The sequence below is a fragment of the Lutibacter sp. genome, from assembly GCF_013041805.1.
Taxonomy (GTDB): domain Bacteria; phylum Bacteroidota; class Bacteroidia; order Flavobacteriales; family Flavobacteriaceae; genus Lutibacter.
This window is the reverse complement of sequence record NZ_JABDRI010000074.1, coordinates 70778-93248: the sequence shown is the minus strand read 5'-3', so window position 1 is coordinate 93248 and position 22471 is coordinate 70778. Positions and strand designations below refer to the sequence as shown.

23 protein-coding genes are annotated in these 22471 nt (G+C 29.3%); 14 read left to right on the top strand and 9 right to left on the bottom strand.

Annotated elements, in window-relative coordinates; translation table 11 throughout:
* Positions 1-45 precede the first annotated feature (45 nt).
* Entirely contained in the window at positions 46-435 is a 390-nt protein-coding gene (locus HKP59_RS09540) for a helix-turn-helix transcriptional regulator (RefSeq protein WP_291806140.1), read from the bottom strand.
* A 289-nt stretch (positions 436-724) separates the two neighbouring features.
* Here HKP59_RS09540 and HKP59_RS09535 point away from each other — a divergent pair, with 289 nt between their 5' ends.
* From HKP59_RS09535 to HKP59_RS09510, 6 genes are all read left to right on the top strand, one after another.
* Complete coding sequence (locus HKP59_RS09535) at positions 725-1837, top strand: M14 family zinc carboxypeptidase (RefSeq protein WP_291806139.1); 1113 nt, start codon at positions 725-727, stop codon at positions 1835-1837.
* 71 nt (positions 1838-1908) lie between these two features.
* Positions 1909-2388 (top strand): Lrp/AsnC ligand binding domain-containing protein, encoded by a 480-nt coding sequence (locus HKP59_RS09530; RefSeq protein WP_291806138.1) that lies wholly within the window; start codon positions 1909-1911, stop codon positions 2386-2388.
* Positions 2389-2492: 104 nt separating this feature from the next.
* The gene (locus HKP59_RS09525) at positions 2493-4496 is read left to right on the top strand and encodes a dehydrogenase E1 component subunit alpha/beta (RefSeq protein WP_291806136.1); all 2004 of its coding nucleotides are present in this window, start codon (positions 2493-2495) and stop codon (positions 4494-4496) included.
* Positions 4497-4647: 151 nt separating this feature from the next.
* Positions 4648-5703 (top strand): cyclic nucleotide-binding domain-containing protein, encoded by a 1056-nt coding sequence (locus tag HKP59_RS09520; protein ID WP_291806134.1) that lies wholly within the window; start codon positions 4648-4650, stop codon positions 5701-5703.
* A gap of 120 nt (positions 5704-5823) precedes the next feature.
* Positions 5824-6267, top strand: a complete 444-nt coding sequence (locus HKP59_RS09515) for an Hsp20/alpha crystallin family protein (protein ID WP_291806132.1) — start codon at positions 5824-5826, stop codon at positions 6265-6267.
* Positions 6268-6335: 68 nt separating this feature from the next.
* Positions 6336-6779, top strand: a complete 444-nt coding sequence (locus HKP59_RS09510) for a hypothetical protein (protein ID WP_291806130.1) — start codon at positions 6336-6338, stop codon at positions 6777-6779.
* A 225-nt stretch (positions 6780-7004) separates the two neighbouring features.
* Here the strand turns inward: HKP59_RS09510 and HKP59_RS09505 are convergent, their stop codons facing one another.
* Positions 7005-7697: a pseudouridine synthase gene (locus tag HKP59_RS09505; protein ID WP_291806128.1), complete on the bottom strand. Its 693-nt coding sequence runs from the start codon at positions 7695-7697 to the stop codon at positions 7005-7007.
* 135 nt (positions 7698-7832) lie between these two features.
* Between HKP59_RS09505 and HKP59_RS09500 the strand changes: the two genes are divergently transcribed.
* From HKP59_RS09500 to HKP59_RS09485, 4 genes are all read left to right on the top strand, one after another.
* Positions 7833-8312: a lipocalin family protein gene (locus tag HKP59_RS09500; protein ID WP_291806126.1), complete on the top strand. Its 480-nt coding sequence runs from the start codon at positions 7833-7835 to the stop codon at positions 8310-8312.
* The gene (locus HKP59_RS09495) at positions 8312-9022 is read left to right on the top strand and encodes an OmpA family protein (protein WP_291806124.1); all 711 of its coding nucleotides are present in this window, start codon (positions 8312-8314) and stop codon (positions 9020-9022) included. The genes HKP59_RS09500 and HKP59_RS09495 overlap by 1 nt, the downstream gene beginning before the upstream one ends.
* A 126-nt stretch (positions 9023-9148) precedes the next feature.
* Positions 9149-9859 (top strand): sulfite exporter TauE/SafE family protein, encoded by a 711-nt coding sequence (locus tag HKP59_RS09490; RefSeq protein ID WP_291806122.1) that lies wholly within the window; start codon positions 9149-9151, stop codon positions 9857-9859.
* A gap of 9 nt (positions 9860-9868) precedes the next feature.
* Positions 9869-10051, top strand: a complete 183-nt coding sequence (locus HKP59_RS09485; protein WP_291806121.1) for a CPXCG motif-containing cysteine-rich protein — start codon at positions 9869-9871, stop codon at positions 10049-10051.
* 44 nt (positions 10052-10095) lie between these two features.
* On the opposite strand, the gene HKP59_RS09480 is transcribed toward HKP59_RS09485, so the two are convergent.
* On the bottom strand, positions 10096-11319 hold the full coding sequence (locus tag HKP59_RS09480) for a multidrug effflux MFS transporter (RefSeq protein ID WP_291806120.1): 1224 nt from the start codon (positions 11317-11319) through the stop codon (positions 10096-10098).
* 103 nt (positions 11320-11422) lie between these two features.
* Here HKP59_RS09480 and HKP59_RS09475 point away from each other — a divergent pair, with 103 nt between their 5' ends.
* The 3 genes from HKP59_RS09475 to HKP59_RS09465 all read left to right on the top strand — a co-directional run bounded on the left by HKP59_RS09475 (position 11423) and on the right by HKP59_RS09465 (position 14924).
* The gene (locus HKP59_RS09475; RefSeq protein ID WP_291806117.1) at positions 11423-12022 is read left to right on the top strand and encodes a bifunctional 2-polyprenyl-6-hydroxyphenol methylase/3-demethylubiquinol 3-O-methyltransferase UbiG; all 600 of its coding nucleotides are present in this window, start codon (positions 11423-11425) and stop codon (positions 12020-12022) included.
* A gap of 690 nt (positions 12023-12712) precedes the next feature.
* The gene (locus HKP59_RS09470) at positions 12713-13684 is read left to right on the top strand and encodes a TIM barrel protein (protein WP_291806114.1); all 972 of its coding nucleotides are present in this window, start codon (positions 12713-12715) and stop codon (positions 13682-13684) included.
* A gap of 25 nt (positions 13685-13709) precedes the next feature.
* Positions 13710-14924, top strand: a complete 1215-nt coding sequence (locus tag HKP59_RS09465) for an alginate lyase family protein (protein ID WP_291806112.1) — start codon at positions 13710-13712, stop codon at positions 14922-14924.
* A gap of 113 nt (positions 14925-15037) precedes the next feature.
* Here the strand turns inward: HKP59_RS09465 and HKP59_RS09460 are convergent, their stop codons facing one another.
* Genes HKP59_RS09460 through HKP59_RS09435 form a run of 6 tightly spaced genes read right to left on the bottom strand, consistent with a single transcriptional unit; the run spans position 15038 to position 21339 of the window.
* A complete protein-coding gene (locus HKP59_RS09460; RefSeq protein WP_291806110.1) occupies positions 15038-15772 on the bottom strand; it encodes a LytTR family DNA-binding domain-containing protein in 735 nt (244 codons plus the stop codon).
* Between the two features lie 3 nt (positions 15773-15775).
* The gene (locus HKP59_RS09455) at positions 15776-16813 is read right to left on the bottom strand and encodes a histidine kinase (RefSeq protein ID WP_291806109.1); all 1038 of its coding nucleotides are present in this window, start codon (positions 16811-16813) and stop codon (positions 15776-15778) included.
* Between the two features lie 7 nt (positions 16814-16820).
* Positions 16821-18041 carry an ABC transporter permease gene (locus tag HKP59_RS09450; RefSeq protein WP_291806107.1) on the bottom strand — a complete coding sequence of 407 codons (1221 nt, stop codon included), beginning with the start codon at positions 18039-18041 and terminating at the stop codon, positions 16821-16823.
* 2 nt (positions 18042-18043) lie between these two features.
* Positions 18044-18787 carry an ABC transporter ATP-binding protein gene (locus HKP59_RS09445; RefSeq protein ID WP_291806105.1) on the bottom strand — a complete coding sequence of 248 codons (744 nt, stop codon included), beginning with the start codon at positions 18785-18787 and terminating at the stop codon, positions 18044-18046.
* A 7-nt stretch (positions 18788-18794) separates the two neighbouring features.
* Positions 18795-19997, bottom strand: a complete 1203-nt coding sequence (locus tag HKP59_RS09440) for an efflux RND transporter periplasmic adaptor subunit (protein ID WP_291806103.1) — start codon at positions 19995-19997, stop codon at positions 18795-18797.
* A 10-nt stretch (positions 19998-20007) separates the two neighbouring features.
* A complete protein-coding gene (locus tag HKP59_RS09435) occupies positions 20008-21339 on the bottom strand; it encodes a TolC family protein (protein ID WP_291806102.1) in 1332 nt (443 codons plus the stop codon).
* Positions 21340-21669: 330 nt separating this feature from the next.
* Here HKP59_RS09435 and HKP59_RS09430 point away from each other — a divergent pair, with 330 nt between their 5' ends.
* Positions 21670-22395, top strand: a complete 726-nt coding sequence (locus HKP59_RS09430) for a class I SAM-dependent methyltransferase (protein WP_291806100.1) — start codon at positions 21670-21672, stop codon at positions 22393-22395.
* Positions 22396-22471: the final 76 nt, after the last annotated feature.

Here is a 22471-nt window from a genome sequence, read left to right as displayed (position 1 = left end):
TTTATTCTAAAAATCGATAGGCTTCTGGATAAATAGAGGCCTTTTTTATGGATTATAATTTTTAAAAGTACCATCTTTATAAAATACCACGATTCTCTCAATAGCGCTATCAGAAGTATTCTTTTGAGTAGGACTTAGATTCTCTTTAGTCTTAATTTTATCTTCATTGGCTGAAAATAGAGTAGGTGCTTCTGCTACATTCAGCTCCTGCTTTGGAAAATTACCTTGCCCATTCATTAACCAATACAATTCAACTTCAGGAAAATTTTTTAAAATTTTTAAAACAAATTCCAAACTAGGTTTATTTCTTCCAGAAAGTAAATGAGATATACTCGAACGTTGTACTTCAATTTTTTCAGCAAGTGTAGCAGCAGAAATTTCGTAATAATCCAAGATTATTTTAAGTCGTTTTGTAAAATCTTCATTGTTTACCATTGTAAATCTATTTGTATGTTACAAATGTAATCAATTCAGTTATGAATAACAAATACATATGAAAAGTAACAAATTAATAGTAGTAAGTATTTAACCTAACAGTTTAAATGATTGTATTTAATCAATTAATATATAGTTAATTGTGTTTTACATATAGCTATTATCTATGTGTATAAAATTGATTTCCTAAAAAGATATCAAATCTTTTATTCTATTGTTTACATTTGTGTCAAAATGCATAATAAATACTGTATACAATTGTAAACAATCTATTATTTACATTTGTAACATGAAATTTATAAGCATTAGTGAATTAGAAAAATGGTACCCTCTTAATTTTGAGAAAAATTTAAAAGGAAGGCAAATTGTATTGAGTGATATTGAACCTTTAATTAAAAATCTATCCTCAAAATTTGATAAAAAAATTATTGGTTATTCTGAAAATAATTTACCAATCTATAAATTGGCGATAGGTTCGGGTCCAACTAAAATTTTGACGTGGTCTCAAATGCACGGGAATGAAAGTACAGGTACAAAAGCATTATTTGATTTATTTCTATTTTTTGAATCTGATGACAATAAGTGTAAAAAAATAATAAATCAAATTTTATCCAACTGTACTTTAGAGTTTATTGTTCTTTTAAACCCTGATGGCGCTATCAATTTCACTAGAGAAAATGCACATAATATAGACTTAAATAGAGATGCCGTTGCACAAAAAGCGGTTGAAAGCAAAATTTTGCGCTCAAATTTGGATAATTTCAATCCTCAATTCTGTTTCAATTTACACGATCAACGTTCTATTTTTAATGTAGAAGGAACTTCTAACCCTGCAACGTTATCATTTTTAGCTCCTTCGGAAGATATTGAAAGAACAATAACAAAAGGCAGGAAAGAAACTATGAGTGTTATTGGTAAAATAAATGATTTTTTGCAACAAATTATTCCCAACCAAATAGGACGCTATACAGATGAATTTTACCCAACTGCTACTGGAGATAATTTTCAAAAACTTGGGCATAACACAATCTTAATTGAAGCTGGTCATTTTAAAAACGATTATGACAGAGAGATTACTAGAAAATTTAATTTTTATGCACTTTTAAAAGGTCTATTTTTTATTGCAGCTAGCACAAAATTTACTGACTATAATTCTTATTTTAAAATTCCGAATAACGACAAACGTTTTTTAGATATTATTTATAAAAATGTGCATTCTATTAGAAATAACAAACCTTATATTGAAGATATTGGTATTCAGTATAAATTTAAAGTTGAAAATAATAAATTAATTAAATATAAGTGGGTTCAAGAACGAGGAAATTTATCAACTTTTCACACTTATGAATTAATAAATGGTGAAAACTTAGATATTAAGGATTTAAAATTATCAAATTCGTAAATAATTCAAACAATAATCGTTTTTTTTTAATAAATTTGCACATCAAAGTTATTAATAAAATAAAATAGATCATGAAAAAATTTATGCTCGATGAAATAGATCATCAAATATTAGATATTCTTATAGAGAATGCTAGAACTCCTTTTACAGATATTGCAAAAAAATTAGTAGTGTCAGCAGGAACTATTCATGTAAGAGTTAAAAAGATGGAAGATGAGGGTATAATAAAAGGATCTACATTAACATTGGATTATGAGAAAATGGGATATTCTTTTATCTCGCATGTTGGTATTTATTTAGATAAAACATCTAAAACAAAACAAGTTGTTAAAGATTTAAAAACAATTCCAAATGTGACTATTGCCTATATTACTGCGGGTAAGTATAATATTTTTTGTAAAATTAGAGCAAAAGACACAACACATGCAAAAGAGATTATATTTGAAATTGATGATATAGATGGAGTAGCAAGAACAGAAACTATGATTTCACTTGAAGAAAGTATTAACGATAAAACTAGACTTATGCACTCTATTTTTAGAGAACTTTAGTTTTAAAATAAAAAATAAACAAGACACCTTATTAATTAATTTATGATAAGGTGTTTTTTATTAAATTTTTGTATCATTACAATCAAAATTATACAAATTTATTAATGAGAACTTCTAACGCCGGTATTGGTACTTTAAATTACAATAAAGAAGGCTATACAGACAAGCAATTAATAGAATTATATAAATTAATTCTTAAGCCTCGTTTAATTGAGGAAAAAATGCTAATTCTCTTACGTCAAGGTAAAATTTCTAAATGGTTTTCTGGTATTGGACAAGAAGCAATTTCAGTGGGTGTTGCTAATTCAGTTAATTTTGATGAATACATTTTACCCCTTCATAGAAATTTAGGTGTTTTTACGTCACGGAATATACCACTTCATCGATTATTTTCTCAATGGCAAGGTAAAAAAGGTGGTTTTACAAAAGGTAGAGATAGATCTTTTCATTTTGGAACTCAAGAGTTTAAAATTGTAGGGATGATTTCGCATTTGGGACCTCAAATGGGAGTGGCAAACGGAATTGCTTTGGCCGATTTATTAAAAAATGAACCCAAAGTAACCACTGTTTTTTCCGGAGATGGAGGAACAAGCGAAGGTGATTTTCATGAAGCCTTAAATGTCGCAGCAGTTTGGAGTTTACCAGTATTATTTTGTATTGAAAATAATGGATATGGCTTATCAACGCCTTCAAGTCAACAATTTAAATGTGAAAATATAGCCGATAGAGGTATTGGCTATGGTATGGAAAGTCATATTATTAATGGAAATAATATTTTAGAAGTTCATTCTAAAGTTTCTAAAATTGCACAATCAGTTAGAGAAAATCCTCGCCCTGTTTTACTTGAGTTTAAAACCTTTAGAATGCGTGGTCATGAAGAGGCAAGTGGTAATAAATATGTACCAACTGAATTACTAGAAAAATGGGCATTTTTAGATCCTGTCACTAATTATCAAAATTTCTTGCGAAAAGAAAATATTTTAACTGAAGAGATGGAAATTCTTCTAAAACAAGAAATTGTTCATGAAGTAAATGAACATTTAACTATTGCATTTGCTGAAGATGCTACTTTTTCCACAATTGAAGATGAATTAGCTGATGTTTATAACCATGTCAATTATATAGAAACAAATCACTCAAATAAGACCACTAATATTAGACTTGTTGATGCTATTTCTAATGGACTTAAGCAAAGTATGCGGCGCCATGATAATATGGTAATTATGGGACAAGACATTGCAGATTATGGTGGTGTTTTTAAAATTACTGAAGGTTTTTTAGATGAATTTGGTGAAGAACGGATTATAAATACTCCAATTTGTGAATCATCTATTATTGAAGCAGCGTTCGGTCTTTCAGTAAATGGATATAAATCGGTTGTTGAATTGCAATTTTCGGATTTCGTTACCTCAGGTTTTAATCCTGTCATAAATTTACTTGCTAAATCTTATTATAGATGGAATCAAAATGCAGATACAGTTTTAAGAATGCCTTGTGGGGCAGATGTTGGTGCTGGACCTTTTCATAGTCAAACAAATGAAGCTTGGTTTACAAAAACTCCAGGCTTAAAGGTTGTTTATCCTGCATTTCCTTATGATGCAAAAGGTCTTCTAGCTACTTCTATTGAAGATACGAATCCTGTCCTTTTTTTCGAACATAAAGCACTTTATAGATCAATTTATCAAGAAGTTCCAGATGATTATTATACAATTCCATTAGGAAAGGCTTCTTTGGTTGAATCTGGTTTTGACATAAGCATAATCACCTATGGAGCAGGAGTGCACTGGGCTTTAAAAGAAGTAAAAGAGCATCAAATATCTGCTGATATATTAGATTTAAGAACATTACAGCCACTTGATACTGAATCAATCTATAATTCGGTTAAAAAAACTGGCAGGGTTTTAATTTTACAAGAAGACACTCTTTTTGGTGGAATTGCTTCTGATATTTCTGCTTTAATTACTGAAAATTGTTTTAAATATTTAGACGCTCCAATAAAACGAGTAGGAAGTATTGAAACACCAATACCATTTGCTAAAAATTTAGAAAATTTGTACTTACCTAAAAGTAAATTATACGCTGAAATTTTAAATGTTCTTGATTACTAAATTTTAATGTTATAACTTGATTTTTATCTTATAATTGATTAAATTTATAAGTTACTTTATTGTTTTATATATGTTTAAATGAACAGTAGAATAAATCCATACAATTTGTTTTATCAGTTTGTAAGCGTATAATTATCAAAAATTAATAGATATGAAAAAATCTGTAGTATTAATTGAAGATGATAAAAAAACTAGAGAACAAATAACTGAAATATTAGAGCTTTCTAATTTCATTGTATTTGTTGCCGAGAATGAAAAAAATGGTGTTGTTTTGGCTAAAACAATAATTCCCAATTTAATAATATGTAGCGTTTCCAAAGCAAAATTAAATCATCTTGAGGTTTTTGAAATGATAAAACAAAGTTCTCATCTTCAAGATGTTCCATTTCTATTTTTAACAACAAAACATAACCTCAATAATAAAGATTTAATAAACCTCATTCAAGTAGAAACAAATCAGTATTTATTAAAACCTTTCTCAAAAGCACAGTTATTAGAGGCGGTTGAAAGCAGATTAAAAAAATCAATCAATACACAATTATTAAATAAAACAAAATCAAGCATAGAGAATTATTGGAAAAGTAGAAATACATCCATTCTAATTGAAAAATTTTTAAAAAATAAGACAATTTACAGGTATAAAAAAGATGCAACAATATATTGTCAAGGTAATTTAAGTCATCATATATTTTATATTAAAAAAGGAGAGGTAAAAACGTATAAAGTGAATGAATTAGGAAAAGAATTTATCACTGGCTATTTTAAAAAAAATGAATGTTTTGGTTATTCTTCCTTTATAATACATGAACCACATTTTGAAAATTCAAAAGCTATTTCAAATGTTCAGTTATATAAAATTAGTAAAAAGGAATTAGTCGAATTAATTGCAAACTATCCTACATTATTATACGAAATAATAAATTTACTGGCGCATGACTTAATTCATCTTAAAGAACAATTATTACGTTTAGCTTATGGATCTGTACGAAGAAAAACGGCTGCTACTTTATTGCAATTAGCCAATGAATTTAACAAAAAAGGTGATGGAGAAATTAATATGTCTAAAATTAATTTAGCACATTCAATTGGTATTGAGTATGAAACTCTTATAAGAACTTTACACGATTTTAAAGAAGAAAAACTAATAACTGAAAATGAGAAAGGATTAAAGCTAATCAGTGAAAAAAAACTCCTTAAAGTATTATAAAATAATGATGAAAGTGATTACAATCATTTTTTTAATTGATTATAATCATAGCTTTCGAAATACAATTATTCTACCTTAGTATACAGCAAAGTAGAATTAATTTTTTAACTATATTTTATTATGTCACTTATTAAACTTAACCGACGTTTTCCTTTGTTTGATAAAATGTTTCCAGACATTTTAGATGCTGATCGATTATTTGATGAAGATTTAATTTTAGAAAATAATTGGCTTCCAGCTATTAATGTCAAGGAAAACAAAAACGACTTCGAAATTGAAGTTGCAGCACCTGGATTTTCAAAAAAAGATTTTGAAGTATCCATTACCGATGAAATACTAACCATTTCAGCGGAAAACAAAAACATAAACGAAAAAGAGGATGATGAATACTCCAGAAAGGAGTTTCATTACAACTCATTTAAACGATCGTTTACCTTACCTAAAAGTATAGATTTTAGTAAGAAGATTAATGCACGCTATAACAACGGTGTTCTAAGAGTTCATTTAGAGAAATTGGAGATTTTAAAAGGTGAAGAACACAAAAAGTTGATTGAAATTGCATAATCTTCTGGTTTGAGTCCGAGAAATAAAAAACATATTTCTCGGATTCTTAAATTCAAATATCAACTGTGATGAAAAAAATTATTCCAAAGCAAAAAAATGACGTTTTTATGAATAGTATTGAGTACCTGCACCATAAAACAGGGTCTTGGATTTCTGAGATTGAATTTATCAGAATAGAGCAAGATTTTTTAAAAGAATTATTAGCTGAATATATCATAGGATTGTGTGATACCCATAATTTTACGAAAGCTAAATTATTATTAAACGGTATAAATCATGAAGCTATATTGGGTGAAACACTCATAGAATCGATTAAAGAACACAAAGTTAATTTAGCGCTACTAATTGAAAATATTTATTTAAAAAAAGAAAATCTATTTAGAGACAATCATGAATTCTTAAAAAATGAGGTTACGAATTATTTTGATAACTTCAAATATATTAAAAAAGAAGTCTTTGAACTTATTTTGTTGATTATGAAAAAAGAAAAACAACAAAATTTGCTAGCTTAAAATAAATAATTGATCGTTTTCAAATTTTAGTTCTTTGAAATGCTATTAAATAGGATTCGCACTTGTTAGATTTGATTATTGTTAATCAAACACAAGATCTAGTTAAGTTAGAAAAGAGTTGTTTTATTGGGGTGAAAACACCTCTAATCAGTACTTTATACGAAAATCCTTATAAATTGTTATTTTGAAGTAAAAATTATGTAGAATTAAAATTTGAAAACGATTCTATAATTTCCAATCAAAATTAGTAAAAATTGTGTACCAATCTTTTGGTAAATCAGCTTCTATTTTAATCGTTTTATTAGTGATGGGGTGCGTTAATTTTAAGGTGTATGCGTGTAAAAATAAATTTTTACAATTAAAATTATCTTCAAACATTCTATTATGAAATCGATCACCATATTTATAATCACCTACAATCGGATGACTAATTTTATTCATATGAATTCTTAATTGATGCATTCTTCCTGTCGAAGGTTGTAACGTAACCAAACTATATCTTGATGTCTCGAAAGGCTTAACGGCAATATCTAAACTTTTAGTTAATAAAGGTTTACAGAATGTTTCTGCATTCTTGTAAATTTTTGTGTCAGGATTTTTAACAGGAGATTCAATCTTAATAGAGTCATTTAGAAACCCTCTAACAATACCTAAATACGTTTTCTCTATTAAATTTGAATTAAATAATTCCTGAAATATTGAAACATTTTCCTTCTGCTTCGCTAAAAGAATGACGCCTGATGTTTTTCTATCTAAGCGGTGAACTGGAAAATAATTATGATTGAACTGCTCAAGTAAAAGATCTAGTAACGTTGGTTCTTTTATATTACGAGCGTAATAAGAATTGTGAATTAGTAAATTATTAGGTTTATTTACAATTAATATGAAATCGTCTTCAAAAAGAATTTCTATGTGCATACTGCAAATATACATCTAACAATTGAAGCCTTTAGTATCCCAATAAATAAAAAGGATCATTTAAATTTATATGAATAATCTTATGTTTCATCTTATTATGCATTAACTTTGTGAGACTAACAAATAAATAATCTTATGAAAAAATCAATTCTTATTTTCATTACAATTTTTACATTAATTTCTTGTGGAACACCAAAAACCGTTATCCAGTCGAAAAAAGTAATTAAGGGATATTGGGCCTTAAATGAAGTTACTTATAGTGAAACTGGAAATTTCGATGTTACACTTCTAAATGATGCTATGGCAACTTGTTTTAAAGAAAGTACTTGGAGATTTATTCCAAATAATGCTACAGGGAATTATACTATAAACAATCAAGAATGCGAAGTAGGGGAACGCTATTTTATCTTTACAATTCAAGAAATTGATCCTACTACTGGATTATATGATTTTTTACTAAAACCAACTAATATTAAAAATAAATCATCTGATAATAAAGGTTTTAGATTAAATTTAACTCAATTATCAGAAACTTCAATGCAATGGCAGCAAACTGTTATGTTAGAAGGAAAACCATTTAAAATTAATATGAACTTTTCAAAAATTAATGAATAATGAAAACATTTATACAAAGAATATCCATTACACTATTTTCTCTAATTTTAATTCTAAATTTTAGTAGTTGTGAAGCAACAAAAAATGCAAGTAATACTCAAAAAGGCGGAGCTATTGGTGCTGCTGGTGGAGCCATTTTAGGTGCCATCATTGGAAATAATACTGGTAAAAAGGGTAGTGGAGGAGAATTAGGTGCTGTTATTGGTGGAGTAGTAGGTGGGGCAGCAGGTGTTCTAATTGGAAAAAAAATGGACAAACAAGCTCAGCAAATTGAAGAAGAAATTCCAGGCGCTGTAGTAGAACGTATTGACGACGGAATTGTAATTACTTTTGATGAGAATAGTGGTGTATATTTTGATACGAATCAATATGCTATTAATAGTGCTTCAGAAAATTTATTAAATAAATTAGCAAATATTTTAATTGAATATCCTGATACAAATGTATTGGTAGTTGGTCATACTGACAGTACCGGTGCCGACACTTATAATATGACTTTATCAAAAAATAGGGCTTTTGCAGTAACTAACTTTTTTACAAATAACAAAGGGCTTGTTTCTACAAGATTTACTACCAATTGGTTTGGTGAAGAACAGCCTATTGCTGATAATTCTACCGTGGAAGGAAGGTCTAAAAATAGACGTGTAAATATTGCACTTATTCCGAATGAGAAAATGAAGGAAGATGCTGAAAATGAAGTTAAAAACTAATTAAATTTCTTTTAAAAGGACTGTATTACTAAAATTCAGTCCTTTTTTTTATTATAAATTGAAAATAATTTGCAAACTTTCCTCAACCTAATTGATTCATACCACTTAACATATTTTAATTGGTTTTTGGCTTTTTTAGGCGCCTTTTTATTAGGAGTTGGTAAAGCAGGCATAAAAGGTATTGGGGTTGTAATTGTAACTTTAATGGCGTTAGTTTTTGGCGGAAAATCTTCTACAGGAACACTCATACCTATGATGGTTTTTGCAGATATCATGGCCGTCATATACTATCACCGGCATACACAATGGAAATATTTAAGCAAGTTAATGCCAACAATGGTGATTGGAGTTTTGGTAGGTGTTTGGCTTGGAAACGATATTTCTGATGAAGTATTTAAATCTATTATGGCAATTTTAATCCTCGGAATAGTTGTATTAATGATTTTAATGGATCGAAGAAAATCTACAGAAATTCCTAATAATCGCCTTTTTTCTAATAGTATGGGACTTTTATCGGGTTTTACTTCAATGATCGGTAATTTAGCTGGATCGTTTTCAAACATCTATTTTTTAGCAATGCGCTTACCAAAAAATGAATTTATTGGAACTGCAGCTTGGCTATTTTTTATTATAAATGTTTTTAAACTTCCTTTTCATATGTTCGCTTGGAAAACAATTTCTACACAAAGTATTTCAATAAATATTATATTAGCTCCTGCAATAATTATTGGTTTTTATACTGGAATTAAACTTGTGAAACTAATTGATAACCAACTGTATAGAAAATTTATAATTATTGTTACAGCTGCCGGAGCGCTATTAATTTTATTTAAATAATCTAAAAATATGGAAGAACACTTTTTCCAATGTCCTTATTGCTGGGAAACTATTTCTATGCTAATGGATACATCAGTAACCAACCAAACATATATTGAAGATTGTGAAATTTGTTGCAATCCAATTGAAATAAATCCAATTTTTGAGAATGGAGTGTTAATAGCATTAAATATAAACTCGATTGATCAATAAATGTTTGAGAGTGTATCTATTTTTAGAGCCTAAACCTTTTTTCTTTAAGTAATTTCAACTTGGTCTCTCTTAATTTCTCTTTTCTTATTAATTTTTAAATACATCAAAATTAAAATAGAAAAAATACTACATATCAAAAATCCAACAAACAATGGAACTGCAGTATTCAAAACAAATCTACCTATTAGAGTACTAATAGGTACAGCCATAATGGTAGATATAAATCCGGTGATCGCAGCACCAATTCCAGCAATATGACCTACGGGTTCCATCGCTAAAGCTCTTAAATTTCCAAATAAAAAGCCAATTGCAAAAAACTGTAAACCAAAGAATGCTAACAAAATTGCGATAGGCGGATTTGCATTTCCTGAAAATAACACGATATAAAGTAATGAAACTCCGAAAAAAGTTAGGAGGGAAGTGGTAACCATTTTTTCCATTCCAAACTTTACAACAAGTGCTCCATTTAAAAAAGTGGCAGAACCTATAGCAATTGCCAAACCAGCAAATATATAGGGGAACTGTTCTTTCAAATCATACTGTAATTGAAAAATTTGTTGTGCAGTGCTTAAATAAACCATAAATGAACCTGTTACAAAACCTGAAATTAAGGTAAAACCAATGGTTCTCTTCGATTTTCTAACCTCTTTCAATCCATCTATAAATATATGACTAGTAAATTTTACACGTTTACTTAAAGCCAATGTTTCAGGCTGTCTCAACCAAAACCAACCACTAACTAAAATACTAAAAATTAATTGTATGTAGAATATAGCTTGCCAATTATAATGATCTAAAACAAATTTTCCCATAGCAGGAGCAACAATAGGTACCAAAATAAAAACTACGGTTATAAAAGACATTATTCGCGCCATATAATCACCACTATAAGAATCACGAACCATAGCAATACTAATAGTTCTTGGTGCAGAAAGACCTATGCCTTGTAAAATTCTTCCAAAAATCATTAATTCAAGACTCTCCGCATGTATACAAATTAAACTTGCTATTATAAACAAACCAAAACCCATATACACAATAGGCTTCCTACCTAAACTATCGGATATTGGACCAAAAAATAAAGGCCCTAGTCCAAGCCCTAAAAAAATCATTGTTATTAATAGCTGATTATCAACACTTTGTGTAGTTCCTATTGAAATTCCAATAAAATCAAGTGCTGGTAATAGCGCATCTATTGCCAATGCCACAATAGACATAAGTGCTGCCATTAAAGCTATAAACTCAAATTGAGAAGTTTGTTTTTGCATCGTGCAAATGTACTGCAATTAGAAAGATTACTTCACCAAATTATGATAGTTTAAAATGATTAGTACATAAGAATTTGTAATTTGCACACTAAAATTAAATAATATGAATTTACAAAAGCTACAAACTACAATTAAAGATATTGATATTTATATTTTAGATCAAATCTTGAAAAATCGTTACCAAACTGGTGAAAAGATTTTAGATGCGGGCTGTGGCAGTGGTAGAAACTTAAAATGGTTTTACACTTCAAATTTTGAAATTCACGGAATTGATATAAGCGCTGAAGATATTGAATATTGTAAAGAAATATATTCAACACAAAAGAAAAATTTTAATGTTTCTAGTATTGAAGAAATAAAATACAAGTCCAACAGTTTTAACCATATAATTTGCAATGCAGTATTGCATTTTGCTAAAGATTTAAATCATTTTAATAAAATGTTGAACGAGCTATTAAGAGTTTTAAAATCACAAGGAATTTTATTTATTCGTATGGCTTCAAATTTTGGGATTGAAGACAAAGTTCAACATTTAGAAAATGGTGTTTATGAATTACCTGATGGAACAACTCGGTTTTTATTAACTCAACATATTCTTGATAATCTAATTTCTAATCTAAATATAACATTTGTTGAGGATGTTAAAACTACAATTGTACATAATAAGCGTTGTATGACTACTTTAGTTGTGAAGTTAGAGTAAGGGGCTAAACTATTTTGTTTATGTGGTTTTGAAATACTCTATTTAACATAATATAAATTATAATACATTCATATAGTAATTTCTGTATAGCCGTATTTCAGGCAAATATTAGTATTGCAATGAAAATACAAATATTCACGAATTCCAAAACAAATATAAAAGCTGTGAGTAATTTACACATAATTGCAGATATAGTGCCTTTAGGTCTATATCGTTAGACAAATCGACTTTAGGAGATTCAAGAACTCCTGTTTATCAAATAAAAATGCACGTGATTAATTATGTAAAAAGCAATTACGGCTTATGTTCTATATTTTATTTGATAGTTATAATTTATCAGCCGCATCATCCTCGCAGATTTGTAAAATTGATACTCAATCAATTTTACAAACTCGTATATTAAATATTCCACAAGCATTCATTTTCTTTACGATATTCTGCACTTGGGTTAAGAATATTTCAAATATGCGATTATTCGTAAACCTTATTTATTATTTTCTAAAGGAACTCATGAATACAAAAGCATTTCTAAAGGAAGTTCTCGTTTATTAATTTGTAGCTATAATTTTATATCATGACTGTTAATTGTAACAATAAATTACTAAATCATACATTTTTAAATTGGTTAACCAATTTAATGTATCTTAGCAGAAGATGCAAAATAAAACATAATCGATAAATTTTATATAAATGATTAAGCAATCAACTAACTATTCAAGAAGGGAATTTTCTAAACTTTCTGCTATGGCTTTAACAGCCATTCCGTTTATGTCTTTTGCAAACCCTTTATTAAATAAAAATTTCTTAACACCAGGAGATGCTCTAAATGTACATTTATTTTCAAAACACCTACAATTTCTCAATTATAATGATATGTCTGCAGCAGCTGCAGAAATGGGTTTTGATGGTGTTGATTTAACTGTACGTCCGAAAGGTCATGTATTACCTGAAAATGTAATTGATGATTTGCCAAAAGCAGTAGAAGCCATGAAAAAACATGGTCTTAACCCAATAATGATGTCTACAAATGTTTGGGATGCTCACAATATAGTGCCAAAAACTGTTTTGGAAACGGCAAGTGCATTAGGTTTTACGCATTATAGAACAGATTGGTTGAAATACCCTGAAGATACGCCTATTGCAACAAGTCAAGCTTTATATAGTAAACAGGCAAAAGAATTGGAAATTCTCAATGAAAAGTTAGGTCTTATTGGAGGGTATCAAAATAATTCTGGAATGAATGTTGGAGCACCAGTTTGGGATTTGCTACCTATTTTAGAAGCAACTAACGGAAAATATATGGGTAGTCAATATGATATTAGGCATGCTGTAATTGAAGGTGGTGAAAGTTGGGAACTTGGATTAAGACGTATAAAACCGTATATAAACTCCATTGTATTAAAAGATGTTAAATGGGGAATTGTAGATGGAAAATGGGAACCAATTAATGTTCCTTTAGGTGAAGGCATGGTAGATTTTAATCGTTACTTTTCTTTACTTAAAAAATATAAAATTAATGTACCTGTTTCACTTCATGTAGAGTACGATTTAGGAGGTGCTGAAAAAGGAAGTAATAACATAACTATTGATAAAAAAGAGGTCTTTACACGAATAAAAAAAGACTTATTATTCATTAAAGAAGCATGGAAAAATGCAGAATAGATTTTTATTGATAAAAGACTTTAAAATGAAAATTTATATAATTACTACGCTGTGTTTTATAAGTACAGTAGCATTTTCAAATTCATTTGTACATTTAGATTCTTTAGCATTAGCTAAGGCAAAAACAATGATTTTTGATGGAACTGCTACTAATGAAACTTTAAAGGCTTATGAAAAACTAATTATAAATGCTGATAATTTACTTACCTGTAAAAATCCATCTGTAATGGATAAAACTATACTACCACCAACAGGAAATAAACACGATTATTTGAGTATTAGCAGATATTGGTGGCCAGATACAAAAAAGAAAGATGGATTACCTTGGGTACGTTTTGATGGAAAGACAAACCCTGATACACAAACAGATGCAGTAGATAGAAAACGTTTGGGATTTATGGGAAAGAGCGTTCGAGATCTTAGTCTTGCGTATTATTTTACCAATGATGAAAAGTATGCTCAAAAGGCAATTAGTATGATTGACACTTGGTTTGTCAACTCAGAAACACTCATGAACCCAAACTTAGAATTTGCTCAAAGTGTTCCTGGCAATCCGAACAATAGACGTTCAGGAATTTTAGATGGACGATCTATTGTCATGTTTGTTCCTGATGCGATACAGCTACTTTCAATTTCTAAGCATTGGAATACTAATTATAAAACAAAAACTACAAAATGGTTTTCTGATTATTTAACATGGTTAACAAAAAGTGATTTGGGTAAAAAAGGAAGTGAACAAAAAAACAATCATGGTTCTTGGTACAAATATCAAGTAGCTACTTTAGCCTATTATTTAGATAATAAGCCTTTAGTAAAAAAGATGGTAACATTGGCACAACAAAGTTTGGATGATATGCTAAATGATAAAGGCGGACAAATTCACGAACTTGAAAGGTCCAGGTCTTTTTTTTATAGCTGTTTTAATTTACAAGCTTTAGTAGCTATCGCTGAGTTAGGAAATAAAGTTGGGATGGATATGTGGCATTATCAATCTGAAAATAAAAAGAGTTTACAATTAGCTATAAATTATCTAACTCCTACTATTAATGGTAAAAAATGGAATCATAATACCATAAAAAATATTGACCTGACAGATTTAATTCCTATACTTTCGAAAGCTTCTAAAAATGAGAACTCTCAAGAATATAATAAACTTTTATCCAAAATCTTATCAGAAAGAATACAGAAAAAACAAAATGATAAATTGCTAGAGTTTTGGTTGTTAAATACTATTAATTAAAAAGTTATCCATTCCACACAGATTCCTCTTCTCTCCTATTGCCGTTTTACAAAAAGAGTGTTTGATTAACATTAGGAGAACCATTTGTCAATAAGAACGGTAAAATAAAAAAATTAATTGTTCAACGAATTACTATTTACAAACTCTAAAAATTTATATTTGTATTGCTCCGAGACTGTAATGCGCTGTTTGTTAATTATAATTTGACTACGTTCTATAACCTCAATATTTTTTAGTGACACAATAAAAGATCTATGTACTCTCATAAATTGCGTATCGGATAATTCTTCTTCTAAAGATTTCAAACTCATAAGGGTTAAAATGGGCTTTGGATCATCTTTTAGCCATATTTTAATGTAATCTTTAAGTCCTTCAAAATACAATACATCTGCCAATTTAATGCGTAACTGTTTGTATTCTGATTTTACAAAGAGGAATTTTTTTTCATTTGGCAATTCATTTTGTTGCTTTCTTTTAACCAATTCAAACCAAATAGCTGCTTTGTTTGCTGCAGCTAAAAATTCAGCATAATCAAAAGGTTTTAATAAGTAGTCTAAAGCCTCTACTTTAATGCCTTCTAACGCATATTGGTCAAAGGCAGTAGTAAATATAACACGTGTTTCTTTGGGTAGCATTTTAGAAAATTCAATACCCGTTAAATCTGGCATTTGTATGTCTAAAAACAATAAATCTACCGGATACGTTTTTATAAATTCCATAGCTTCAATAGCACTATTACACTTTTTTTTCAGTTCTAAAAAAGGTGTTTTATTTACATAACTTTCTACTAAATTAAGTGCCATCGGCTCATCATCTACAATAACGCACGTAATTTTTTGATTGCTCATAATTTAGACTGTTTCTATTTCTAAATATACTAAAAAACGCTCTTCTATTACACTAGTTTTAAAGCTATATTTATTTGGATACAGTAATTGTAAACGTTTCTCTAAATTTTGAAGCCCAATTCCTGAACCACTTTTATCGTCTGTCTTTTTAGGAAAATTATCGTTTTCAACAGTAAAACGTACTGTTTTTTCTTTACAACTCATTTCAATATTTATACTACTCCCTTTAATAGCAGAAACACCGTGTTTAAAAGCATTTTCAATTAAAGAAATAAATAATAATGGAGCAATTTTAATACCTGTTTCTTCCGAAGGAAAATTAAAATTCACCCTTATTTTGTCGGAAACTCTTAATTTCATTAACGCAATATATTTTTTCATAAAATCAATTTCTTTTGAAAGCGGAACTAATTCCATATTTGTTTCATACAACATATATCGCATTAATTTACTTAAACTATGTATAGATGATTTGGCTTGCCCTGGTGAAATATCTACCATTGAATAAATATTATTCAACGAATTAAAAAAGAAATGCGGTTGTAACTGATAATGCAAATGTTGTAATTCTGATTGCAACTTAAAATTAGTAGCTTCTTTGCGCTCCCCTTCTATTCTAACCCATCGTTTTGTACTTTTTATAGCTATAGAAAAAAGTAATGGCGCAACGTAAGACAGCATTTGAACATAAATAAATAATTTAAAAGGCGGACCATTACCTTCCTCATTATTAGGTTGTTTTCTAATAATTTCTTGAAAAAAAGAATTTTCAATTTCTTCTTTTAAAATTATAAACAATGCAATAATGCCAAGGTTTATACCAATAAACAACAACATTTTTTTGGTAAATAAAAAGCGATCAATTAGCATAAAATAATTGACATAGAAAATAATAGCGTAAAACCCTAGAGGAATCCAAAAATGAGCTATAATTCTGCGAATCTCTTGTGATTGTCCATACGATAATATATACGGAATACTAAATAGCACTAACCATACTAGAAGATGCGAAAAAGCTGTTATTTTTTTATTTTTATGCATAATTTATTTATTCGTAACGTAATGCCGTAATTGGATCTAAAGCAGCTGCCTTTTTTGCAGGATACCATCCAAAAAAAATACCTGTAATTGCACAGACAGCAAAGGATATTATTATAGAATACAACGCAATACTTGTTGGCCAATTTAAGAATTTTTCAATAAATACTGTTGATGAAAGACCTAATAATACTCCGAGAATACCACCTGTAATACTTATTAAAATAGCTTCTATTAAAAACTGCATTAAAATATCTGAACCCTTTCCTCCTACTGCCATTCGCAATCCAATTTCTTTAGTTCGCTCTTTTACAGAAACATACATAATATTCATAATACCAATACCCCCAATTAATAAGGATATACTTGCAACAGCGACTAATAAAATTGTTAACATTTCACTGGTTGAACTAAAGGTTGAAATTAATTCTTCCATAGAACGTACATGAAAATCGTCTTCTTCGGTTTCTGTTAATTTGTGTTGTTTTCGTAAAATTTCAGAAACTTGAGTTACAGCTTCTGGTGCATCATCTTCACTTATAGCCGATGCTATAATAGATTCTAAATGGTCTATTGCCAAAATTCGTTTTTGTACTGTTGTATAAGGCGCAATCACCACATCATCTTGATCTTGACCAAATGTATTTTCTCCTTTTTCCTCTAAAATACCAATAATTTTAAACGGAATGTTATTAAACCGAATCATTTGTCCTACAGGATCTTGTCCATCAGGAAAAACATTATCAACAACTGTTTGACCTATTAATGCCACTTTAGCAGCCGATTGTACTTCAGCATCTGTAAACATACTTCCGCTTTGTAATTCGGTAATTTTTATTTTTAAATATGTTGGATTTACCCCGTAAATTGTTGATGGCCAGTTGTTAGAGCCGTTAATAACTTGTCCGCCACCATTTACCAATGGGGTTATATAAGTTAATAAGTTGGCTTGTTCTTTAATTGCATAGTAATCATTCAGCGTTAATGTTTCCATGGCACTTCGTTCTTGTCTAACACCACCTCGGACATCAGATCCAGGTCTAATAGTAATCATGTTAGAACCCATCGCTGAAATCGTAGTCCGAATACTCTCTTTTGAACCTTCACCAATAGCTAACATAGCAATTACAGAAGCTACCCCAATAATAATTCCTAACATGGTAAGCAATGTTCTTGTTTTATTAAGAATGATTGCTTTAAATGCTATTTTTAATAAATTTAATAGTCTCATAATTAATCGTCTTGTTTAGGTAATTTGGCTAGTTCTTCTGCTGCAGAAAGTATTTTAGGGTTTTGATAATCTTGAATAATATTTCCATCTCTTAAAACAATGGTTCTGTTACTAAATGCTGCAATATCAGGCTCGTGTGTTACAAATATGATGGTTATTCCTTGTTTGTTTAACTCTTGAAAAATAGTCATGATTTCGTAGGCAGTTCTCGTATCCAAGTTTCCAGTGGCTTCATCAGCCAATATCATAACTGGATTATTTACTAACGAGCGTGCAATTGCTACGCGTTGTTGTTGCCCTCCAGAAAGTTCAGAAGGTGTATGTTCCATTCTATCCGTTAAACTAACCATTTCAATGGCTTTTAAAGCTCTGTCCCTGCGCTCTTCTGAAGATACTTTACTGTTATAAAATAAAGGTAATTCTATGTTTTCTAAAGCTGATGTTCTTGCCAATAAATTATAAGATTGAAAAATGAATCCAATTTTTTCGTTGCGTATTGTTGCCAATTGATTTCTACTTAAATCCTTCATTTTTACACCATCTATTTCATATACTCCAGCAGTTGGTTGGTCTAAGCATCCTAAAATATTCAATAAGGTACTTTTTCCCGATCCGCTAGAACCCATTATGGTAACAAACTCGCCTTCTTTTATTGTGAAAGAGATGCCTCGTAATGCACGTACAGTTTCAGCTCCCATGGTAAACTCACGAGTTAAATCTTCTATTCTAATAATTTCTTTACTCATGATTAAGTTATTTCTTTTTACTTCCCGGTCTTTGTGGCATAAACGGACTTTCATTTGAACCTCCTGAGCCAGCTTTAGATTTAGAAATGGCTTTTAAACTATACACTAATTGTTCACCTTCTGCAACACCACTTAATATTTGAACATTTACCCCATCACTCGCCCCTAATGTTACTGTTTTTGGCGTGATACTTCTATTTTTTTTAAGTACCCAAAGAGTTGTTTCATTTTTAGATGAATTATTTGTGGTTTCTGCCAAATTATGAAGTGTATTATAGGTTGCTAAGGTTTCTGCTTCTGGTTTGAAGTTTATGGCTTTAGCTTCAGCCGTTAAAACATCTTTCAATTCTAAGGTGTAAATAGAAATAGTAGCTGTTAAACCAGGTTTTAGTTTTAAATCGGGATTATCTGCCTTAATAACAACGGTATAGGTCACCACATTTGATGTTACTGTTGGGTCTAGCCTTACTTGTGTTACAATCCCTTCAAAGGTTTCACCTATATAGGCATCAACCGTAAAAGAGACACGTTGTCCATTTTTAACATATCCAATATCTGCTTCATCTACATCTGCTTCTACTTGCATTTCTTTTAAATCTTGAGCAATGGTAAATAAAGTTGGTGTACTAAAACTTGCTGCAACTGTTTGTCCTACATCAATTGCCCTAGATAAAACTACACCGTCAATTGGTGAATAAATATTAGCATATCCTAAATTAGTTCTTGCAGATTGCAGGTCAGATAGTCTTTGAGTAACTGTTCCTTTTGCAGTTTCATAATTGTATTGTGCATCCTCAAAATCTGATTTGCTAATCACTTGATTTTCATACAACGTTTTTTGTCTATCGTAAATAGTTTTCATGTAATTTCTTTGGCTTACAGCGTTATCATATCCCGCTTGTGCTTGTGTTGTAGAAGCTTTTAGGTTTGTTTTATCTAATTCTGCAATTAGCTGTCCTTCTTTTACTTCGCTGTTATAATCTACATATATTTTTTCTACAACTCCAGATACTTGCGTACCTACATCCACTTGATTAGTTGGTTCAATAGTTCCTGTTGCAGTAACCATTGTTGTTATAGTTGCTTTTTTAGCTTCTATTGTTTTTGCTTCAATTATAATAGCATCGTCTCCTTTAATAAAAAAGTAAGCTACAATAGCAAATAGTACTAGTATAATGCTACTTATAATGATTGTTTTTTTATTTTTCATGATGGTTTGATTAAATTTTTATATCGTTTCCTTGATAAAATTGTAGTAATTGATGGTATAAAATATTTAGGTATTTTGCTTGTAAATAAATTTGTTGTGCATTGGTAAATGTATTTTGACTAATTACCAAATCTGTTGTGCTCAATGCTCCTAACTCGTACTTTTTTTGAGCTAGTTTATAACTTTGTTCAGCTGCTGTTTTTGAAGCTTCCGAAGCAACTACTTGTTCTTGTGCTGACAGCGCATTTTGATATGCAGTTTCTACTTTTTTATAAACTTCTTTTGTGGTTGTTTGCATTTGAATTTCTGCTTTATCAATATTTATGGATGCTGTTTGAACAGCTCCTTTTGTTTGATTTCTGTTAAATATTGGAATGTTAAGTGATACACCTATGCGTTGATTAAAATTTATATTAAACTGATCTGAGAATGTACTTTTATTAATACTCGTGTATCCTGAACCAGCGCTTGCTGATAAGGACAATGATGGTAAATAAGCACTTTTTGCAATTTCAAGTTCTTTCTCATTTGCTTTAATGTTTAGGTTACTAGCCTTTAATTCTGGCAAAGTTCTTAACGCATTATTATAAATATCAATTTTATTTAATTCAATATTTATTAAATCTAAATTTTCATTAATTGTATCAATTTCAAAATCTTCAGTTAGTGGTAATTCTAATAATTGTTTAAGAGTTATTATGTATTGTTGATAGTTGTTTTTTGCTGATATAACGTTGTATTTATTTGTTGCAGCTTGACTTTGGGCTTCTGTGTAATCACTTAATGCAATAGTTTCTGCATCTAGACGAGCCTGAGCTCTCAATACTTCTTTTTCTGAAGCAGCCAAATTATTTTCCGCTATGGTAATACTTTCTTTACTATATAAAGTTTGTAAATACGTTTCTAGAATTGATAAAACAATGTTGTTTTTTTCTACTTCTTCTTGAAAAATACTTTGTTCAAGTAGTAATTTATTTTGTTTAATTTGATTCGTAAGCTGATTTCCTTGAAACAAGGTCATTGAACTATTAATACCCACATTAGTACTGTTAATTTGATCGGTTACAAAATCACTAGTAATTGGATCTATTGAATTTCCACTAGAAAAACTTTGTGAAGCACTCCCAAATAAATTGGGAAGTCTAGACGATTTTGATTTATTATAATCTACTTCAGCTATGTTTTTGTTTAATGTAGCTTCTTTAACAGTAATATTATTATCAATTGCATAGGCAATGCATTCATCTAAAGACCATATTTTTGGTTTTATATTTTTTGAAACTTCTTGAGCAGCTGAAAATTGCACAATTAGTAAACTTAGTATAACGAGATATAATTTCATTTTTTTGAGTGTTATTATTTAACACTACAAATTTGATGCGATATCTATTATAATAAAACAGTAATGGATGTTTAGAGCGATTGACTATACAGAATGACTTGTTTTATCGATGAGATATTTTGCCGTGGACTATAAAAAATGAATAATTTTATCATATTTCACATACATTTATTCATTCCTTGTTATTATTTTAAGAAATATTGAACTAAAAATTGTTTCGCATCCCTCTTGTCGTCAATAAGTTTAATAAGTATTTACTCACTTTTATTTTTTAAATAAGATGTTTTAAAATAATTTATAACAGCTATCTTTGATAATAAAATAATTTTAATGAGTTTTTATCAGCAAATTGCCCCTTTTTATCACCATATTTTTAAAATCAATGCTAATCAAGTTGATTTTATTAAGTTGAAAATCCCAGAAAGTGATTCTAAAATTTTGGATATTGGATGCGGAATTGGCACACTTTCTTTCGAGTTAACTAAATATTACAAAAAAGTACTAGGAATTGATATGGATGCTGAAATGATACAAGTAGCTTCAAAAAAAATTGGAGATAAGCCAAAATCTATTCAATTTCAACAAATAAGCATGCTTAAATTGGAAACTGTTTTTGATGAAAATTCTGTGGATGGTATTATTTGTTTTGGAAATACCTTAGTCCATTTAAATTCGTTAGATGAAATTTTTGATTTTTTGCAACAATCTAAGGACGTACTAAAATCAAATGGAAAATTATTGTTACAAATTGTCAATTACGATAAAATTTTAGAGAAAGACATTAAGCAATTATCCCTTATAGAAAATGATGAAATTATATTTGAGCGGGATTATGGTTATCGTAAATCTGAAAATAAGATAGATTTTAATACGCGTTTAATAGTGAAATCAACACAGCAATTAATTGATAATAGCATTGAATTGTTGCCTATATTAAAAAATGAACTAACACTTTTATTGAATAAGGCTGGTTTCGACAATTGTAATTACTATGGGAATTTTAATCTTGAATCATATTCTATTGATAGTGCTGCTTTAATTATAGAGGCTTGGTAATTATAACTTATCCAGACCTTCAATATTTATGATTGATTCCTTGTTGATGCTGTAAACGCTTTAGAGTTTTTTTCTT

Bases quoted from the DNA above. Each gene is read 5' to 3' on its own strand.
- HKP59_RS09540 (WP_291806140.1), bottom strand. From the start codon at position 435: ATGGTAAACAATGAAGATTTTACAAAACGACTTAAAATAATCTTGGAT.
- HKP59_RS09535 (WP_291806139.1), top strand. From the start codon at position 725: ATGAAATTTATAAGCATTAGTGAATTAGAAAAATGGTACCCTCTTAAT.
- HKP59_RS09530 (WP_291806138.1), top strand. From the start codon at position 1,909: ATGAAAAAATTTATGCTCGATGAAATAGATCATCAAATATTAGATATT.
- HKP59_RS09525 (WP_291806136.1), top strand. From the start codon at position 2,493: ATGAGAACTTCTAACGCCGGTATTGGTACTTTAAATTACAATAAAGAA.
- HKP59_RS09520 (WP_291806134.1), top strand. From the start codon at position 4,648: ATGAAAAAATCTGTAGTATTAATTGAAGATGATAAAAAAACTAGAGAA.
- HKP59_RS09515 (WP_291806132.1), top strand. From the start codon at position 5,824: ATGTCACTTATTAAACTTAACCGACGTTTTCCTTTGTTTGATAAAATG.
- HKP59_RS09510 (WP_291806130.1), top strand. From the start codon at position 6,336: ATGAAAAAAATTATTCCAAAGCAAAAAAATGACGTTTTTATGAATAGT.
- HKP59_RS09505 (WP_291806128.1), bottom strand. From the start codon at position 7,697: ATGCACATAGAAATTCTTTTTGAAGACGATTTCATATTAATTGTAAAT.
- HKP59_RS09500 (WP_291806126.1), top strand. From the start codon at position 7,833: ATGAAAAAATCAATTCTTATTTTCATTACAATTTTTACATTAATTTCT.
- HKP59_RS09495 (WP_291806124.1), top strand. From the start codon at position 8,312: ATGAAAACATTTATACAAAGAATATCCATTACACTATTTTCTCTAATT.
- HKP59_RS09485 (WP_291806121.1), top strand. From the start codon at position 9,869: ATGGAAGAACACTTTTTCCAATGTCCTTATTGCTGGGAAACTATTTCT.
- HKP59_RS09480 (WP_291806120.1), bottom strand. From the start codon at position 11,319: ATGCAAAAACAAACTTCTCAATTTGAGTTTATAGCTTTAATGGCAGCA.
- HKP59_RS09475 (WP_291806117.1), top strand. From the start codon at position 11,423: ATGAATTTACAAAAGCTACAAACTACAATTAAAGATATTGATATTTAT.
- HKP59_RS09470 (WP_291806114.1), top strand. From the start codon at position 12,713: ATGATTAAGCAATCAACTAACTATTCAAGAAGGGAATTTTCTAAACTT.
- HKP59_RS09465 (WP_291806112.1), top strand. From the start codon at position 13,710: ATGAAAATTTATATAATTACTACGCTGTGTTTTATAAGTACAGTAGCA.
- HKP59_RS09460 (WP_291806110.1), bottom strand. From the start codon at position 15,772: ATGAGCAATCAAAAAATTACGTGCGTTATTGTAGATGATGAGCCGATG.
- HKP59_RS09455 (WP_291806109.1), bottom strand. From the start codon at position 16,813: ATGCATAAAAATAAAAAAATAACAGCTTTTTCGCATCTTCTAGTATGG.
- HKP59_RS09450 (WP_291806107.1), bottom strand. From the start codon at position 18,041: ATGAGACTATTAAATTTATTAAAAATAGCATTTAAAGCAATCATTCTT.
- HKP59_RS09445 (WP_291806105.1), bottom strand. From the start codon at position 18,787: ATGAGTAAAGAAATTATTAGAATAGAAGATTTAACTCGTGAGTTTACC.
- HKP59_RS09440 (WP_291806103.1), bottom strand. From the start codon at position 19,997: ATGAAAAATAAAAAAACAATCATTATAAGTAGCATTATACTAGTACTA.
- HKP59_RS09435 (WP_291806102.1), bottom strand. From the start codon at position 21,339: ATGAAATTATATCTCGTTATACTAAGTTTACTAATTGTGCAATTTTCA.
- HKP59_RS09430 (WP_291806100.1), top strand. From the start codon at position 21,670: ATGAGTTTTTATCAGCAAATTGCCCCTTTTTATCACCATATTTTTAAA.